Below are 16745 nucleotides of genomic sequence, written 5' to 3'. Positions count from 1 at the left end.
CTAAAAAGGTATCTGTGTTCTTTATTTACTTAAAATAAAATCAACATTATCGTCAATAGCTCAGGTAAAAAGCCCATTGACCACATTCCCTGCCACATCAGTAAGCCGGTACCTTCTTCCTTGATGCTTGAAAATCAATTTTTCATGATCTACACCAAAAAGGTGCATCAAGCTGGCATGAAAATCATGCACATGTACCGGATCTTTGGTGACATTGTATCCAAAATCATCTGTTTCACCATAGGTAAAGCCCGGCTTCACTCCTGCCCCTGCCATCCACATGGTAAAGCACCGGGGGTGGTGATCCCTGCCATAATTATCAGCCGTTAATGTTCCCTGACTGTATACCGTTCTTCCAAACTCTCCTCCCCAAACTACCAATGTATCTTCAAGCAATCCTCTTTGCTTAAGATCCTTAATCAATGCCGCACTTGCCTGATCCGTTTTGGCACATTGATTTTTTATACCATTGGGTAAGTTGCCATGCTGGTCCCATCCCTGATGGTAAAGCTGTACAAACTTCACATCCTTTTCTATTAGCTTCCTGGCCAAAAGACAATTGGCTGCATAGGTCCCGGGATCCCTACTTGACTCACCGTACAAATCAAAAACCCAATCAGGTTCATCAGACATATCCGATACTTCAGGCACTGAGGTTTGCATGCGGAAAGCCATTTCGTATTGGGCAATTCTTGCATTTATCTCAGGATCCCCATAGGTATCATACTGGATGCCATTCAAGTCCTTAAGGTAATCCAACATTTCCTTTCGATCATGTCCGTCATAGTTCTCCGGGTTGCTCAAGAAGAGCACAGGGTCTTTTCCTGACCTGAATTGAACCCCTTGATGCTGGGAAGGCAAAAACCCATTGCCCCAAAGTCTTGCATACAAGGGCTGATCCCTCACTGCATCTTTGGACACAAGGACGACAAAACCCGGCAAGTTTTGATTTTCAGATCCTAGACCATAGGATAGCCAAGCTCCCATCGAAGGCCTTCCCGGCAATTGGTGTCCGGTTTGCATAAATGTAATGGCCGGATCATGATTAATCTGTTCTGTAATCATGGATTTAATAAAACAAAGCTCATCGACCACTTCGGCCATATGTGGCATCAGTTCACTCACCCATGTCCAACTCTTCCCATACTGCTGAAACTTAAAACTGGATTGGGCTACAGGAAAAATGCTTTGATTGGCACTCATACCGGTTAGGCGCTGACCTCCACGGATGGACTCCGGAAGGTCTTGTCCATGCCTATCACTTAGGCCTGGCTTATAATCAAAAAGATCCAACTGTGAAGGTCCTCCACTTTGAAAAAGATAAATAATTCGCTTGGCTTTAGGCGCATGATGTGGAAGTCCCGGCAATCCTGATCCCAGCATGGTCTCCATTCCTTTGGCCATAAGCCCTTCATTAGAAAACATAGAAGCCAATGCGAGTCCACCCATACCCATGGCTGTTTTGGTAAGAAAATGCCTTCGGTCTATCTTTTTCTCCAGCTCATGAAGGTCCGGATAAGCACGAAACCGATGTTTTTTATGGTGATTGCACATAATCAATTATCTTTTGGTGATGGTAGCGTCAGCGTTGAGTATGGCACTAGCTACTACTGTATTGGCCGCCCACTCATACTGGTCAGGGTTTTCTTTAACCAGATAAGCTCCGGTGTTAAGCCAACCGGCCATTTTTTCAGGAGATTTTTTAAATTTTTCTAGTTCCGCTTCCTTTAAACGTAATAAAACAGCCAGTTCTGCATCTTTGGGAAACCTTCCTGTAAGCTTTCGAAAAGCATTTTGAATGGCCTTGCCGGTGTCCTGTTCAGAAGCTATCTGCATGCCCATCACTTTTGCAATTTCCACATAAATTGGATCGTTCATTAGCACCAAAGCTTGAAGGGGGTGTTCGTTTCCTGTCTTTTAATGGTCGCTTCTGATCTTTCCGGCGCATCAAATATATGCAAGGTGGGATTAGGTACAGAACGCTTCCATAAGGTATATAAACTTCTCCTGAACAGATTTTCACCGGTATCTTCTACATATTGTCCACCATTTACAGACCATAATCCTTCGGGTTGGTATGGTTTGACACTAGGCCCTCCTATTGTTTTCCCCAGCATACTGCTTGCAAAAAGCGCATTGTCTCTGATCATTTCCCCTGCCATCCTTCCTGAAGGGCCTCTGGCCAACCAAGTATTGTCTGGATCCTTTTCCTGTAAATCTTTTCCGGCCAGAGAGGACTGTCTATAAGTGGCAGACATCAATATCATTTTCTGCAACTTTTTTACATCCCAACCGGAGGTCCTGAAGGTTACTGCCAACCAATCTAATAATTCCGGATGACTGGGCATTTCTCCCTGATTCCCAAAATCTGAAGAGGTCGCGACCAAGCCTTTGCCAAAGAATTGCTGCCAAAGGCGGTTTACTGCCACTCTTGCAGTCAGTGGATGTTTTGGATCTGCCAACCACTGGGCCAGGCCCCGGTTTTTTGGATAATCTTCCGGCATGGGCAGAATGGACTCAGGTGTGCCGGCATCCACTTTCTCACCATGGGCAGCATATTCTCCTCGCTCCAAAATATAAGTGGGTCTCGGCGGATCCATGTCCTCCATTACCATTACTTCTTGCACTGGCTCTACCTCAGCAGTATGTTCGCTTCTGGCTTTTTCTACTACCTTCAATTGATATTGATACTTTTTTGATACATTGTGCCAATAGAAAGCTTCAAATGCTTTTTTGTCTGCTGCACTTAATTCGGTGGGATTTTTACTGATCAGCTGAGCAAATTCTTCAGGTTGTAACCAATCTAGAATTTCTAAAGGAGTTAATTCCTTATTGAATATTTGAAGCTCATCCACAGCAGCACCTTTTAGCCCTCTTCCTCTCCATACTGCTCCCACTTGAATTCCTGGCTGGTTATTTCCATTAAACAGAATGTCTTTGTACAAGTTGTCCCTGGACATTTCAGCAGGCATCAATTTTCCATTGGCATAGGTCTTTATTCCAGCTGCCTTAGAGGAGCCATCATAGGTCATCAGCAAATGAACCCACTGATCTCTTGGGATCCCTTCAATCGTCAAATTACTTATCACATTGTATGGGGCCGTGTGCGCAAGAATCATTTCCAATTTGTTGTCCTTCAAATACAGGTGATAACCACGTCTATTGAACAATACCGCTCCATTTCCGGTATGGAAAATCACTCCATTTTCTAAGTCCGAGGGGATATTCACCCATATACCAACGCTGAAGGGTTGGTCTTTTGAAAAACTACCCACTCCCCCCATCTTCAACCATGAATCGCCGTTTAAAGAAGCTGCTTTACCTTTAAACCCTTCTACCAATTCGGGCTGTTTGCTTTTTTCTCCGTTGCTTTCCATAATTCCCTGAACCTTGGAGTTCATGTTATCTTGCAAAGGAGTTTTGTCAAAATCAAAATGAGAAAGTAAGGATTGAGATGGATTGAAAAAGCGAGTATTTCTATAGGATTCATTATTGATCCAAGCTTCAAATTTGGCCAGCTCTTCAATTTTTATAGCGGACAAGGCCTTTTCTGCCTGGCTAATATCAGCCTTTAACATCTTTAGCAAGTTGCCTTTTTGTTCATCTGTCCAAAGCATGGTGGGTACAGGCATTGCATTGTCCCAGGAAATCTGTCCTGCTTCATCCACTTGATTGAAAAAACTGCTAAGCTGGAAGTATTCCTTTTGGCTTATGGGGTCAAACTTGTGGTCATGACACCTTGCACATTCCAGACTTAGGGCCATAAAAGCTTTGCCTAGGGTATTTGTTCTGTCTGCGACGTATTCTACCCTGAACTCCTCCTGAACAATCCCGCCCTCCATATTTTGAGGATGAATGCGATTAAAAGCAGTGGCCAACTTTTGATTTTTTGTAGGATTTGGCAATTGATCACCTGCCAACTGCTCAGTGATAAACTGATCATAAGGCATGTTTTGATTGTAAGCATCTATCACCCAATCGCGCCAGGGGGACATGTCTCGAAATCTATCTACGGTATAGCCATGGGTATCGGCAAACCTGGCAAGATCCATCCAGTACAAGGCCATCTGCTCTCCATAATGGGCTGACTTTAACAAACGGTCTACTTGTTTTTCATAGGCATTTTCCGAACTGTCTGCCAGAAAGGCATCTAATTCTTCCAGAGATGGAGGCAACCCGGTTATATCTAAACTTAACCTTCTCAAAAGTAATTCTTTGGAAGCAGGGGGACTGGGTTCAAATCCATGTTCAAAAAGTTGCTGCCCCACGAAGAGGTCAATGGGTTTCATGGACCAATTTTGGATCTTTGGGGCCGGAATTTTCGGTAGTTCCGGCGTAATGAATGCCCAATGGGGGCGATATGCAGCCCCTGATTGGATCCATTTTATAAGGATGGCTTTTTGTCTATTGGTTAAAGTTAAGTGAGACTCAGGGGTAGGCATTTGGAAATTGGGATCTTCTGAGATGATCCGGTGAAAAACTTCACTTTGCTTCAATTTCCCGGGACTAATAGGAATTTTACCACTTTCCTTTGTAGCTGTATAAGCAGCCTTAGGAAGGTCTAGTCTCATTCCTGCTTCCCTTGCTGCCTCATCGGGACCATGGCATGAAAAGCAATTGTCAGATAAAATGGGCTTCACATGGATATTAAAATCCACCTGCTCCGGAAGTTTTTCCATTTCCTGAGCTATAGGCTCCGGCAAACTGGGCTGACAGGAGAAAGCCAATATTATCAAAAATAAATGTATCCATCTAATCGACATTGTACGCTTCGGGTCAATTATTAAGTGTCAAAATAAATTTAACCGAAATTTAATCCAATTCCCATATTTTTTGAAGATATCATAGAATATATCCATTTAAAATTAGGTCATATTCACTAAATGGAACAGCTGTTCTACTGAACTGATTTAATAGCTCCTTTTTACTCTATCAGCTAAATGACAGGTGATGAATCAAAGAAATTACCAGTTAAACGAAGGTCACTCTCCCTAAACATTTCAATCAAATAATACCTGCAATCCACTTTTTTAAGTAGCAAAAATCAAACTAAAAAACGATTAAAATGGACGGTAAATAGAAAACCCTTTTCAATCTCGGAGAGATAAAATCCCATTTGAAATAAAATGTTACTTATATAAAAATATATATAATATTATCAATGTGTATATAATAAAAGTATTCCATTAAAATATGTTATTTTTTCAAAATTAAAATTATATTGGGAACAATTGGTTTGCCAAATAACCAAGGGGCACCTGTTGCCTTCTGCTTACCTATCAATTTAGACAGACAGGAAGATGGTATTTGGAGAGGCTCCTCTCCAATCGGTGGGGTTAAGAATTTTCTAGACCCTTTCTATCACAAACAAGATTTAATAAATGATAAACCCAAAAAACCCAAAGTATGAAAAAGCATTTTTCCGATCCCTTTTTAGGATCATCAATTTTTCCTTTATAGCTATTTTAGGACTACTATTGATGGTTGCCAGTTCGTTTGCAAATGGAGAACCCATAAATGTCTCCGGTACAGTCACCTCATCCAGCGGAGAGCAAATTCCGGGTGTCAGTATATTAGTAAAAGGCACAGTCATAGGCACAGTTACTGACCTAGATGGCACCTATTCACTTAATGTGCCTTCCGAAGATGATATTCTGGTTTTCTCCTCCATTGGATACCTTACACAGGAGGTGCCCTTGAATGGCAGGGCTGTGATTGACATTATTTTGAATGAAGATATCCAAGGCCTCGATGAGGTAGTAGTAGTAGGATATGGAACTCAGAAAAAGTCAATGTAATCGGATCTGTAACAACAATAGGTAATGAAGAGTTAAGTGCCGCTCCAGTCTCCACAATTTCTAATGCCCTTGCCGGGCGTCTACCGGGAGCTATTGTACAGCAAAGCAGCGGTGAACCGGGCAATGACCAAGCATCTATTTTGGTTAGAGGAAGTTCCACTTTGGGCAATAACAATCCTTTAATCGTGATTGACGGGATACCGGGAAGGGACTTGAATTCGGTTCCAGCTAACAATATTGAAAGCATAACCGTACTTAAAGACGCATCAGCTGCTATTTATGGGTCTAGGGCCGCCAATGGAGTTATCCTTGTTACTACCAAAGGCGGGTTAAAGAATACTCCTGCCACTTTCAGTTATGAGTTTTACGAAGGCTTTCTTTCACCAACCATGGTTCCTGAAATGGCCGATGCCCCTACCTATGCACAGATGATCCGAGAAATGCAATCATACAGGGGAGTGGACGAAGCCAACATGTCTTTTTCCTTAGAAGATATTGAAAAATACAAAGAAGGAAATTTACCTTGGACCCATCCCAATACCGACTGGTTTGCTGCAGGACTGGCTGATTACAGCAGAAACCGCAGCCATAATTTCTCAGTTAGTGGAGGAGGTGAATCTGTTAATTATTATGGAGCTTTAGGCACGCAATATGATGGCGGGATTTACTCCAACTCTGCTAGTTCGTTTAACCGGTATAATCTAACGGCAAATGTAGACGTAAAAGTTAATGAATATTTAGATGTAGGTATTAATATCATTGCTTCCCAAGAGAAAAAGGATGTTTCCTACTCGGGGAGCAGGAACAGTATTTGCGCATTTGATCAGGGGTTATCCTACAGAAACAGCAATTTGGCCCAATGGCTTACCGGGTCCTGATGTGGAACGAGGAGACCAACCCCTTGTGATCTCATCCTTTGAACCAGGGTACGATGATGACAGACGGTACCGAAGCAACAATACTCTTTCTGCTAATTTAAAAATCCCAGGAGTGGAAGGTTTGACACTTTCCAGTTATTATGCATATGATGTTTACTTCAAGCAAAGGAAACTGTTCGAGAGACCTTTTCCTCTATATCACTTGGACGTAGGCGGGTATTTGGCAGCAGGGAATACGGGTAGTGAGGATGGGTCAGCATTTCTTACTGGAATCCCCAGTGGTCAGGCACCCGAACCGAGACTTAGAGATTTCTTTGATAATACCATTACCAATACTTTTAACTTCAAGTTGAACTATGACAAAACCTTGAATGACGTTCATAATATTAGCACTTTTATTTCTTATGAAAATTCTGAATATACCGGTCAGGGTATTGAAGCATTCAGACGATATTTTGTTTCAGATGAGTTGCCCTACTTGTTCGCCGGAGGAAATGCTGAAAAAGATAACGGAGGATGGATTGATATAGATGCTCGGGTAAATTACTTTGGAAGGTTTAGTTATAATTTTAAGGAAACTTATTTATTTCAGTTTAGTTTCCGGAGAGATGGCTCCCTTAGGTTTTCAGAAGAAAGCGGCCGTTGGGGAAACTTCCCGGGGGTGCTTGCCGGTTGGAATGCTTCCAACGAAGACTTTTGGAAAGATAATATCGGCTTTATTGATTTTTTCAAAGTGAAAGCATCTTGGGGCAAGATGGGGAACGACCTAGTTAATCCATTTCAATACCTCACAAGTTATGAGTTTGACCAAGGCGCCGTATTCGGGTCTAGCAGGAATTATAACACAGGTCTAAACCTAACCGGAACACCAAATCCTTTTATCACTTGGGAAGTAGCCAATGTTTATAATGCGGGATTTGAATCAAATTTTTAGACGGAAGGTTAAGTTTAGATACAGAATTTTTTATGAAAGAAGAAACAATATTCTTGTTCAAAGAAGCGCTTCAGTCCCTAACTATACCGGCATCTCCTTACCCGATGAAAATTTTGGCATTGTAGACAATAAGGGGTTTGAAGTTATTCTGGGATACAACGACCAGAAGCCAAAGTATTCTTATGGAATAAATGGGAACCTTGCTTTTGCCCGTAATAGTGTAATAGAATTTGACGAACCGGAGCGAAATGTTCCTTGGCAGGTTCAGACAGGTCACCCTCAGGGATCTGCCTTACTTTACCGATCAATAGGTATTTTCCGGGATGAAGAGCATGTGAATTCCTTACCCCATGTGCCTGGTGCACGCCCTGGTGATATTATCATTGAAGACTATGATGGCAATGGCGTCATTAATAATGACGACAGAACCTTGTATGACAGGACAACCAATCCACAAATCACCTATGGTCTTTCTTTTAATTTTAAATATGAAAATTGGGAACTAAGAGGGCTGGTGCAAGGTGCCGGAAGATCGATGAGATTAATGTACACTTCATTGCAAGGAAGTTCAGGTAATTATTTTCAATATGACGCAGAAGGCAGGTGGACTCCCGATAATATTAATGCTGATAAGCCTAGGGCATTTGAAAGAGAAGAGGAATATTGGCGATTAAATTTTAGGACAGACTATTCTTACCACAATACGTCTTATGCTCGATTAAAGAACCTGCAGCTTTCCTACACTATTCCTACCCATCTCTTAGAGGCAATTAAAGTTTCCAAAGCGAGACTGTTCGTTACAGGACAAAACTTATTCCTGATTCATTCGGGAACTGAAATCATGGATCCTGAACTGGGAAATCTAAATAACTATCCAATCATGAAAGTCTTTTCTTTTGGTACAAGTGTTTCTTTCTAATTAGATATAAAAACATCGTCATGAAAAAATATATAAATATTAAAATTTTATCAGTTTTTCTACTTTTGATGTCTTCCTGTGTAGAAGAAATTTTGGATAAAGCCCCTTTAGACAGATATGCTGAGGAGCTGGTTTGGTCAGACATCAATCTTGCCAATAGCTATCTTAATACTGCCTACCGTAATATATCCAGCGGGTTTAACTCAAATTTAAACCTCGCCGGAGTGTCGGATCATACCTTTTTCATCCATATATACGGTACAGATGTTTATGTGCAGGGGAATATAACTCCTTCCAATATGGGGCCATTCAACCATACCCGGTTTAGATTTCTCAATTGGCAGTTATTTGATAATATTCAAATCATCAATACCTTCCTTGAAAACATAGATACGGTAGTTGAAAACACACAAGAAACTGAACGAGAGGCAGTAAAAATAAAAGCTGAAATATTGAAAGGAGAAGCCTTATTCCTAAGAGCTTTTGCCTATGCCCAGATGGTTCGTACCTTTGGCGGCCTTCCTATCTTAACAGCACCTTTCGGAATAGGAGATGATTATTTAGGAACACCAAGGGGATCTTTTGAAGAAACGATCGATTTCATAGTGCAAGATTGTGACAATGCGGCCAACCTTCTTTTGTCAAAGAATGAAATGGAAATGGGTAGGGCAACCAAAGGGGCGGCATTGGCACTTAAGTCACGAGTCTTGTTGTTTGCAGCCAGCGACCTTACCGCTGATGGTACAGCTGAAAATAAATATGTGGGGTACGAAAACCCCGATAGAACGGCACTTTGGACTGCAGCAAAAAATGCGGCAAAGGCGGTTATGGAACTGAACACCTATTCCCTTGCTGATTTTGGTGCCCCAGATAAAGAGGCAGTGGCTAACAATTATTATGATTTTTTCCGACAAAGGGATCTTTCTAACAATGAGATTATTTGGGGTAAAATGTTTGTAGCTGATGTTGGGGAACGGCATAGAAATAACTTATGGCAGGGACCCAACGGATTATCTAACTATGGGAGCAATAACCCTACTCAGGACCTAGTAGATACCTATCAAATGGATGATGGTTCTAGCTTTTCAGATCATTTTACTCTAGATGAGAATGGTTATTATCAGAATATTTCAGATAAGTATCAAAATGAAAACCCATATTATCATCGTGAACCGAGGTTTTATGGTTCCATATTATATGATAGTGCGCATTGGCAACCAAGATTTTCTGATCTGCAAGAAAGAGATCCCTTGGGCATATATGACAGGCGTACCCGGATTACTATACAGGGGGCAATGAGGTAAGCAGCCTAGTAGGCATAGATACCCGCCAGGGACCAGTACATTCATGGAATGCCGGATACACAGGTTATTTAATGAAAAAAATGATGGATCATGAAGTTATCGGCAAAGATCAATACAATGAGAACGTATGGATATGGCTTAGATACGCTGAGATAATTTTAAACTATGCGGAAGCTAGTTTAGAGCTTGGAGACACCCAAGAAGCGGCAACCTACATCAATATGATCAGAAACCGAGCCGGCATGCCTGATTTTACTGGAGATATTGAGGAGGCGCTTCGGTATGAAAGAGAAATTGAATTTACTTTTGAAAATATTCGATGGTTTGATATCAGGAGATGGAAGATTCTTGAAGAAAAACTTGACGATGCCAAGGGAATTGAGATTGTCGAAACCCGTAATTTGGATGAAGGAACGGTAAATACCATCTGGAGACGATTAACGGTCCAAGATCGGACGGTCCATAAAAATGTATTGGATCCCCATTCCAAATGATGAAATGAACAAAGCACCTCATTTGGTACAGAATCCGGGCTATTAATGGTTGTAGAAAAATGAAAGTCCTAAATAGCAAATATCACTAGCGGCACTTAGATAAATTTTGGTGATCTTTTATCGTCTGGGTTTAAATTGTGCTGAGGGATAGTCCCTTCTGTTATGACTGTAGACTTTCTATTCTTTAGAGGACTGCATTGTCAATAGTATTTCGCAATTCAGGATTCTAAGGAATCACTATGCCATAAGGTGAATTGAAAGAGAAAAAGACCTTGCGACAAAGCCTAGCAATCACCTATAAAGCCCTTGAAAACAAAAAAACCTGTTCGATTGAACAGGTTTTTTTGTTTTGATGTGATCCCGCTGGGGTTCGAACCCAGGACCCTAACATTAAAAGTGTTATGCTCTACCAGCTGAGCTACAGAATCATTAATCCAATTATTTGACTCCTTTTTTCAAGGTTTAATATCAAAAGATTCCTTGGTTTTTCGCCTTAGTTTCCCGTAATTGGACTGCAAATTTAAAGGACTATATTGAAAATGCCAAATCTTAGATGGATCTTTCTTGTTTTTTTATCAGCTTTCTCACTGGTTTACCCGCATCAGGCTGATAGTCAGGTCGAGGGAAAAACAAATCTTTCGACAGCCGATAGCTTATTTGCAGAAAAGAAATACAAAGAGGCTTTGAAAGTCTATGAAAACATTCTTTACCAAGAAAATGCCTACTCTCCGGCCATGCTGATAAAGATGGGCTTTATCTCTGAAGGCTTGGGAGATTATGGGAAAGCCTCCCTATACCTATCCAAGTATTATGATTACAACCCTAACCCAGAAGTGATCGATAAAATCAAATCCTTGACAGGTCAGGCTTCTCTAGAGGGTTACCAAATTTCTGACCAAGACAGGTTTCTTCGCCTACTATTGGACTATAAAACCATCATTACTGGAGGAGCTGCATTATTAATGCTGGTATTTTTAATCCTAGTATTTGTCTTCCCTGCCAAAAGGACGGTTTTCTATTACCCGGCAATTTTATTTTTAATCATCACATTTGTTTCTAATAATTTTTTGAACAAACCTGATACAGGCATTATTACGGGTGGACCGGTGCTCATCATGGACAGCCCTTCCTCTGCAGGAAACCTGATCCGAAGAGTGGAAGCAGGACACCGCGTGACCATTTCGTCCAGCAAAGACATGTGGTATGAAATCGAATGGGGAAATAAAACTGCTTATGTACGCAAGACAGACATTTCAAAAATTTAACCAATCCTTCTACCAAGTAACCTGAGGTCGGCTTAAAATGTTGAGAAAATCATCATTCCGAGATTTAACATTTTCGAATAGCAGCAATCCAGAGATGTCCATATTCAATGCGGCACTCCGACGGAATGCAATCTTTATAGCCCGAGTAACCCGACGCAGAGCTGCCAGCCCCAGAGGGTGTATGAGTTGGCCTTTTATGGCATAGCATTCAGGAAGCTCAATAGTGAAACCGGCTTTTCATTAATGCCGGTGGCTCTTTACCCCTAATTTTTATATCTATCATTGGTAGGTAAAAAAAGGTTTTACTCGTTAAAAAATCTTATAACCTCTTCCAACCAATTAAATTGAAGGGCTAATTTATCTCTAGGCTTCAATTATTGGCGGAAGGTCAATTGCTGCTTGAACATAAAAAGGTAGCATCCTCTCGCTGTTCATTTGGTAAAAACCTAGATTACAGGGATTCAATAGATTGATCGTTTTCCTCAATTTCTTCATCCATATCAGGATCAACCATACTCAATATTTCTCCCGGAGAAAGGTAAAGTGCCTCAATTTTTTGTTTATAAGCCAGGGGAATTTGATCATGATTCAAGACGAAATTTTTGGTGGCTATAATTTTCTCACCTAAACCATGTGCTACAGCATAACTATCTGCGGCAATTTCTGCTTTCGTGATAAATGCATCAGAAAGGTAATATTTCATACCAAAGCCTAGAAGGTTTAATGAACTCCTATTCAAATAATCCTGAATATGCCCCAATTCATGCCCAATCCAACCTAGAAAAACATCTTTTGGAAGATCTTCAATGGGTATTGGGTTATCTTCTAAAAAGAGGTACCTCGAAATTTTAATTTTATAGGAACGATTGTCTTTGGCATGTACAAATAATGAACCCACTTTAGGCTGGGCCTGCATGACCGAACCACTGATATTTTTCTTGAATTGAAAATCAATTTTGGTATTGATTAAATCAGGAAAATAAGACAATGCCTCTAAAGTCATGGCCCGTATTTCACTGGGAATGATCTTATTAGTAGCAAATTTTTCAAATTTCCCGTTTGAATCTTGTGAAACCTCATTTACTGTAAGCATCTCTTTTTTGTCATATCTATCACTAGAATTGTAGATGGACATGAGGTTTAAAGAAATTATAATATTCAATATTAAATATATCATGTTTTACACCTTGTTTATCTTTGTATAATACACAATATCATGTAGCATTCCAAAATTTTAAGCATAAAAAAATCCCGCCTTGGTAGGCGGGATTTCCATAATTTCGCTTAAAGGCAATTAAATGGCCCAAGCCCTGTCTCCTTTTTTATAGTCAATACAAGGCTCATACCTGCCGGGTGTCTCCACAAACCTTAGGGCTTGAGTAGCCCCAATTTCAGAGGTAAAATAACCCAATAAGGTCAGGTCTTTAATCATAAGAATATACTTGTCCTCTTTATTATCTTCAGCATCGGGGTTCATGGCTTTTTTATGCACCTGATTCAAAAGTCAGTTCTTTCTTCTACAGAGGCATCCATAAAGTCCTTTTCAGTACTCGTTTTAAAATCGTGCTTCAACTTATTAAGGCCGTTGATAAACGATTTCTGTTGCTCTTCGGTATAAGTAGATTTCACCATCATGGCCATAAATGAACCAATACCTGCGGCTTTGGCACCCGGGGTATCTGTGGTAGGAATAATGGCCTCACCAATTTCGTCCATATAAGCCAATTCTTCATCGGAAAAATCAAGTCCTTCAATTTGTTTATCGGGAGCACAGCCTGTCAATATCACATTGGCTCCAACCATGGTACCACCCATCATCAGTACCACGCTTTTAAGTGCTTCTCTTCTATTCATAAAATTCATAACGCTTCAATTTGGGTTTACAGGTTACCTTTTTCAATTCTTCTACAGCAAAACTAGCAGCTCTTGCGGTCAAGGCCATGTATGTCAGTGAAGGATTTTGCGCAGCTGCAGAAACCATGGCTGCACCATCTGTTACAAAAACATTTTTAGCATCCCACACCTGGTTATTGCCATTTAAAACAGAAGTTTTAGGATCTCTTCCCATCCTTGCTGTACCCATCTCGTGTATACCTTGTCCAAAAGTATAACCGGTATCATAAGTAGTAACATTTTTAACGCCTGCAGCTTCTAGCATTTCTGCAGCATCGTTTTTCATGTCTACCCTCATTTTTTCTCATTTTCATGGATTTCAGCATCCATTTCCAAAACAGGGATGCCCCACTTATCTGTAACCGTCTTGCTAAGCTTAATGCTGTTGTTATGGTAAGGAAGGATTTCGCCAAATGCAGTCATGCCGATGGTCCAATCTCCTGGCTCAGTAAGCTCCGCTTTTAAAGGTGCACCAAAATCCAATTCAGCAACTGTTCTGCTCCATCCTTGTCTGCTTGCGCCACCTTGGTATCCAAAGCCTCTTACATAATCCCTGCTTTCGTTTCCTAAGTTTCTGTACCTGGGAACATAAAATCCTCCCGGCCTTCTACCAAAATAATACTTGTCGTCGAAACCTTCAACCACACCTCTAGCTCCTAATCTGAAATGGTGATCCATTACATTGTGTCCAAGCTCTCCTGAACTACTTCCTAATCCTTCTGGCCATATATCAGTAGCTGAACGCATTAAGATAGCTGAGGAATTGAAAGCTGAAGCACATAAAAATACAATTTTGGAATTGAATTCGTAGGTTTCATTGGTTTCTCCATCAAGAACTTCTACTCCTGTGGCGCGCTTTTTGTCTTTGTCGTACAGCACTTTGGTAACAATGGACCAAGGTCTCAAGGTAAGGTTTCCTGTAGCCACTGCTGCAGGAAGGGTAGAAGATTGGGTACTAAAATAGCCACCATAAGGGCACCCTAGAGAACATTTGTTTCTGTATTGACAGCCCGGTCTTCCCGGAAGCGGCTGACTAATATTGGCTGTTCTTGCATTGGTCATTACCCTGGCTCCCTTAAAATGATCTTTAATCCTGTCTGCCACAGCCTGTTCTACACAGTTCAACGGCATGGCGGGCATAAATTCACCATCAGGAAGAATATCCAAACCATCTTTATTACCGGAAATACCGGCAAATTTCTCTACATAACTGTACCAAGGTTCTAGGTCTTTGTACCTGATGGGCCAGTCTACAGCAATTCCTTGCTTGGCATTCGCCTCAAAATCAATATCGGCCCATCGATAACTTTGTCTACCCCACAGCAAGGAGCGACCTCCCACTTGGTAACCTCTAAACCATGTAAATGGCTTCTTTTCTACATATGGAGAATCATCCTCATGCGCCCACCAGTCAAGGTTTAACTCATTCAGGACATAATCCCTCCTAAGGTTTGGGTGGTTCTCCAACATCTCAATTGTCCGCCTACCTCTGTGAGGCACCTCCCAAGGTGCCTTGGTAGCGTTTTTATAATCTTTTACGTGCACTACGTTCGGACCTCTTTCCAGTAGAAGTACTTTTAATCCCTTCTCTGTTAGTTCCTTTGCCGCCCATCCGCCGCTGATCCCTGATCCAACGACAATAGCGTCATAACTTTGATTAGCCATATGCTTCAATTGTTTATTTTAGGTATTGCAATACTATTGATATTTATAAAGAAATGGTATGATTTTTCCATTTACCTGAATCCAACAGTTACTATTTATAAATGCTCTAAATTAGTTCCTATTTTTTGACCGGTGCCAAGTCACTTTTCTACCACATTGCTGTGCTTCAAGCTATTCCTTTCCGCATTGGCTTTGATGAAATCATTATCCTTAAAAAAGACAACAAAGATTACAGTAACCAACAAAGCTATCCCTGAAGGAATCAGCCAAATATTTTTCCAAACATGATCACCATTCTCTAGCAAATAGAAGTCTGAAACTATTCCTGCTATCCAAAACCCTATTAACATACCTATACCGTAAGTAGCCAATGTAATCAAGCCTTGGGCAGAACTTTTATATTTTGGCCCGGCCTTTGAATCGGTATAAATCTGACCGGAAACAAAGAAGAAATCGTAACAAATCCCATGTAATGCTATACCAATAAGCAACAAATAGGTACCTTCTCCCGCATCTCCAAAAGCAAACATCACATACCTGACTACCCAAGCAAGCATGCCCACAATTAAAGTAGTCTTCAAACCAAATTTCTTAAAAAGAATGGCATCAGCAAAAGAAACAGCACTTCCGAAACCTGCCCTATGGTCATTTTACCGGTAGGGTTTGTTAAACCTACTTCGGATAAGAATGGATTGGCATTCTGGTAGTAAAATGCCAGGGGGATACATATTAAAATGGATGAAAGAAAGAAAACAGAAAAATCTTTGTCTTTCAGCAACTTAAGCGCATCTAAACCCAGTATTTCAGAAATCGATTGTTTTTCATCTTTATTGGAGGCAACCGGAGGAGTCTTGGGAAGGGTAAAGGCAAATAGGCCCAAAACAACAGAAGATATAGCAGACATTAGAAAGGTATTACTCAGCATTCCTTCTCCTATAGAAGCTGCACTATCCCAGGTAAAGAAAAAGCTTATCATTAACCCGGAAGCTATCCAGCCCACTGTTCCCCAAACACGAATTGTGCTGAACTCTTTGGCGGGATCCTTCATTTGATTGAATGAAACCGAATTGACCAAAGCCAAGGTGGGCATATAAATGATCATGTAAATAAGAACATAAGGATAAAAGGTGACAAAGCTCTCGGAAACGTACATCATATACATTAATCCTGCCCCGATAAGGTGGGATATTCCTAGAATCTTTTCAGCGTTAAAAAATCTATCTGCTATTAATCCTATAATAAATGGGGCAACAATAGCTCCTATTGATTGTGTAGAAAATGCTGCAGCCAATTGACCACCATTGGCCTGAAGGTTATTACCTAAAAAAGTACCTAAAGTTACGTACCAGGATCCCCATACGAAAAACTCTAGAAACATCATGAGGGAAAGCTTAAACCTGTTATTTAATGTCATATTTTTTGGTGTGTTAGTGGTAAGTTTGATAGGTTTTCCTCAGGGACAGATATCAAACATTCTATAGAATTATTTAAAATTTAAGCCAATTTAACGTAAATTTATCACTTCAGAAAGCAAGCATACTATTTCTCATTTTCCTAAAAATATTTTAATCAATTTACAATATTTGTAAATTCAT

Annotated in this window: 10 protein-coding genes, 1 tRNA gene and 4 pseudogenes; 8 read left to right on the top strand and 7 right to left on the bottom strand. The window is 40.7% G+C overall.

All coding sequences use genetic code 11. The annotated features are described in order from the left end of the window. Positions 1 to 60 precede the first annotated feature (60 nt). On the bottom strand, positions 61 to 1554 hold the full coding sequence (locus WG932_RS21590; RefSeq protein WP_483085340.1) for a DUF1501 domain-containing protein: 1494 nt from the start codon (positions 1552 to 1554) through the stop codon (positions 61 to 63). Between the two features lie 6 nt (positions 1555 to 1560). Further along, a pseudogene (locus tag WG932_RS21585) lies at positions 1561 to 4571 on the bottom strand (DUF1553 domain-containing protein). Positions 4572 to 5381: 810 nt separating this feature from the next. Here WG932_RS21585 and WG932_RS21580 point away from each other — a divergent pair. The 7 genes from WG932_RS21580 (at position 5382) to WG932_RS21550 (ending at position 10373) form a co-directional block, all read left to right on the top strand. Continuing rightward, positions 5382 to 5798 carry a carboxypeptidase-like regulatory domain-containing protein gene (locus WG932_RS21580; RefSeq protein ID WP_483085339.1) on the top strand — a complete coding sequence of 139 codons (417 nt, stop codon included), beginning with the start codon at positions 5382 to 5384 and terminating at the stop codon, positions 5796 to 5798. Beyond that, positions 5771 to 6676 (top strand): TonB-dependent receptor plug domain-containing protein, encoded by a 906-nt coding sequence (locus tag WG932_RS21575; RefSeq protein ID WP_483088701.1) that lies wholly within the window; start codon positions 5771 to 5773, stop codon positions 6674 to 6676. Before WG932_RS21580 ends, WG932_RS21575 begins: the two co-directional genes overlap by 28 nt. Then, positions 6579 to 7610, top strand: coding sequence for a hypothetical protein (locus WG932_RS21570; RefSeq protein WP_483085338.1), 1032 nt, complete (start codon positions 6579 to 6581; stop codon positions 7608 to 7610). The genes WG932_RS21575 and WG932_RS21570 overlap by 98 nt, the downstream gene beginning before the upstream one ends. Next, positions 7594 to 8529 (top strand): hypothetical protein, encoded by a 936-nt coding sequence (locus WG932_RS21565; RefSeq protein WP_483085337.1) that lies wholly within the window; start codon positions 7594 to 7596, stop codon positions 8527 to 8529. Before WG932_RS21570 ends, WG932_RS21565 begins: the two co-directional genes overlap by 17 nt. 20 nt (positions 8530 to 8549) lie before the next feature. After that, positions 8550 to 9833, top strand: coding sequence for a RagB/SusD family nutrient uptake outer membrane protein (locus WG932_RS21560; protein ID WP_483085336.1), 1284 nt, complete (start codon positions 8550 to 8552; stop codon positions 9831 to 9833). 80 nt (positions 9834 to 9913) lie between these two features. Next, a complete protein-coding gene (locus tag WG932_RS21555) occupies positions 9914 to 10327 on the top strand; it encodes a RagB/SusD family nutrient uptake outer membrane protein (protein WP_483085335.1) in 414 nt (137 codons plus the stop codon). Further along, positions 10302 to 10373: a RagB/SusD family nutrient uptake outer membrane protein gene (locus tag WG932_RS21550; RefSeq protein ID WP_483088700.1), complete on the top strand. Its 72-nt coding sequence runs from the start codon at positions 10302 to 10304 to the stop codon at positions 10371 to 10373. Before WG932_RS21555 ends, WG932_RS21550 begins: the two co-directional genes overlap by 26 nt. A gap of 309 nt (positions 10374 to 10682) precedes the next feature. On the opposite strand, the gene WG932_RS21545 is transcribed toward WG932_RS21550, so the two are convergent. Beyond that, a tRNA-Lys gene (locus tag WG932_RS21545) sits at positions 10683 to 10755 on the bottom strand. Between the two features lie 111 nt (positions 10756 to 10866). Here WG932_RS21545 and WG932_RS21540 point away from each other — a divergent pair. Further along, entirely contained in the window at positions 10867 to 11592 is a 726-nt protein-coding gene (locus tag WG932_RS21540; RefSeq protein WP_483085334.1) for a hypothetical protein, read from the top strand. A 451-nt stretch (positions 11593 to 12043) separates the two neighbouring features. Here WG932_RS21540 and WG932_RS21535 read toward each other — a convergent pair whose 3' ends face one another. The 4 genes and pseudogenes from WG932_RS21535 to WG932_RS21520 all read right to left on the bottom strand — a co-directional run bounded on the left by WG932_RS21535 (position 12044) and on the right by WG932_RS21520 (position 16564). Then, positions 12044 to 12727 carry a hypothetical protein gene (locus WG932_RS21535; RefSeq protein ID WP_339679589.1) on the bottom strand — a complete coding sequence of 228 codons (684 nt, stop codon included), beginning with the start codon at positions 12725 to 12727 and terminating at the stop codon, positions 12044 to 12046. A gap of 159 nt (positions 12728 to 12886) precedes the next feature. Further along, positions 12887 to 13446, bottom strand: a pseudogene (locus WG932_RS21530) (gluconate 2-dehydrogenase subunit 3 family protein). Beyond that, a pseudogene (locus tag WG932_RS21525) lies at positions 13439 to 15150 on the bottom strand (GMC family oxidoreductase). Before WG932_RS21525 ends, WG932_RS21530 begins: the two co-directional pseudogenes overlap by 8 nt. A gap of 140 nt (positions 15151 to 15290) precedes the next feature. After that, positions 15291 to 16564, bottom strand: a pseudogene (locus WG932_RS21520) (nucleoside permease). Between the last annotated feature and the right edge of the window lie 181 nt (positions 16565 to 16745).

The organism is Cyclobacterium sp. SOCE241, from assembly GCF_056867545.1.
This window is presented reverse-complemented; position numbering and strand designations above follow the sequence as displayed.

Bases quoted from the DNA above. Each gene is read 5' to 3' on its own strand.
- WG932_RS21570 (WP_483085338.1), top strand. From the start codon at position 6,579: ATGTTTCCTACTCGGGGAGCAGGAACAGTATTTGCGCATTTGATCAGG.
- WG932_RS21560 (WP_483085336.1), top strand. From the start codon at position 8,550: ATGAAAAAATATATAAATATTAAAATTTTATCAGTTTTTCTACTTTTG.
- WG932_RS21540 (WP_483085334.1), top strand. From the start codon at position 10,867: ATGCCAAATCTTAGATGGATCTTTCTTGTTTTTTTATCAGCTTTCTCA.
- WG932_RS21590 (WP_483085340.1), bottom strand. From the start codon at position 1,554: ATGTGCAATCACCATAAAAAACATCGGTTTCGTGCTTATCCGGACCTT.
- WG932_RS21580 (WP_483085339.1), top strand. From the start codon at position 5,382: ATGATAAACCCAAAAAACCCAAAGTATGAAAAAGCATTTTTCCGATCC.
- WG932_RS21535 (WP_339679589.1), bottom strand. From the start codon at position 12,727: ATGTCCATCTACAATTCTAGTGATAGATATGACAAAAAAGAGATGCTT.
- WG932_RS21555 (WP_483085335.1), top strand. From the start codon at position 9,914: ATGATGGATCATGAAGTTATCGGCAAAGATCAATACAATGAGAACGTA.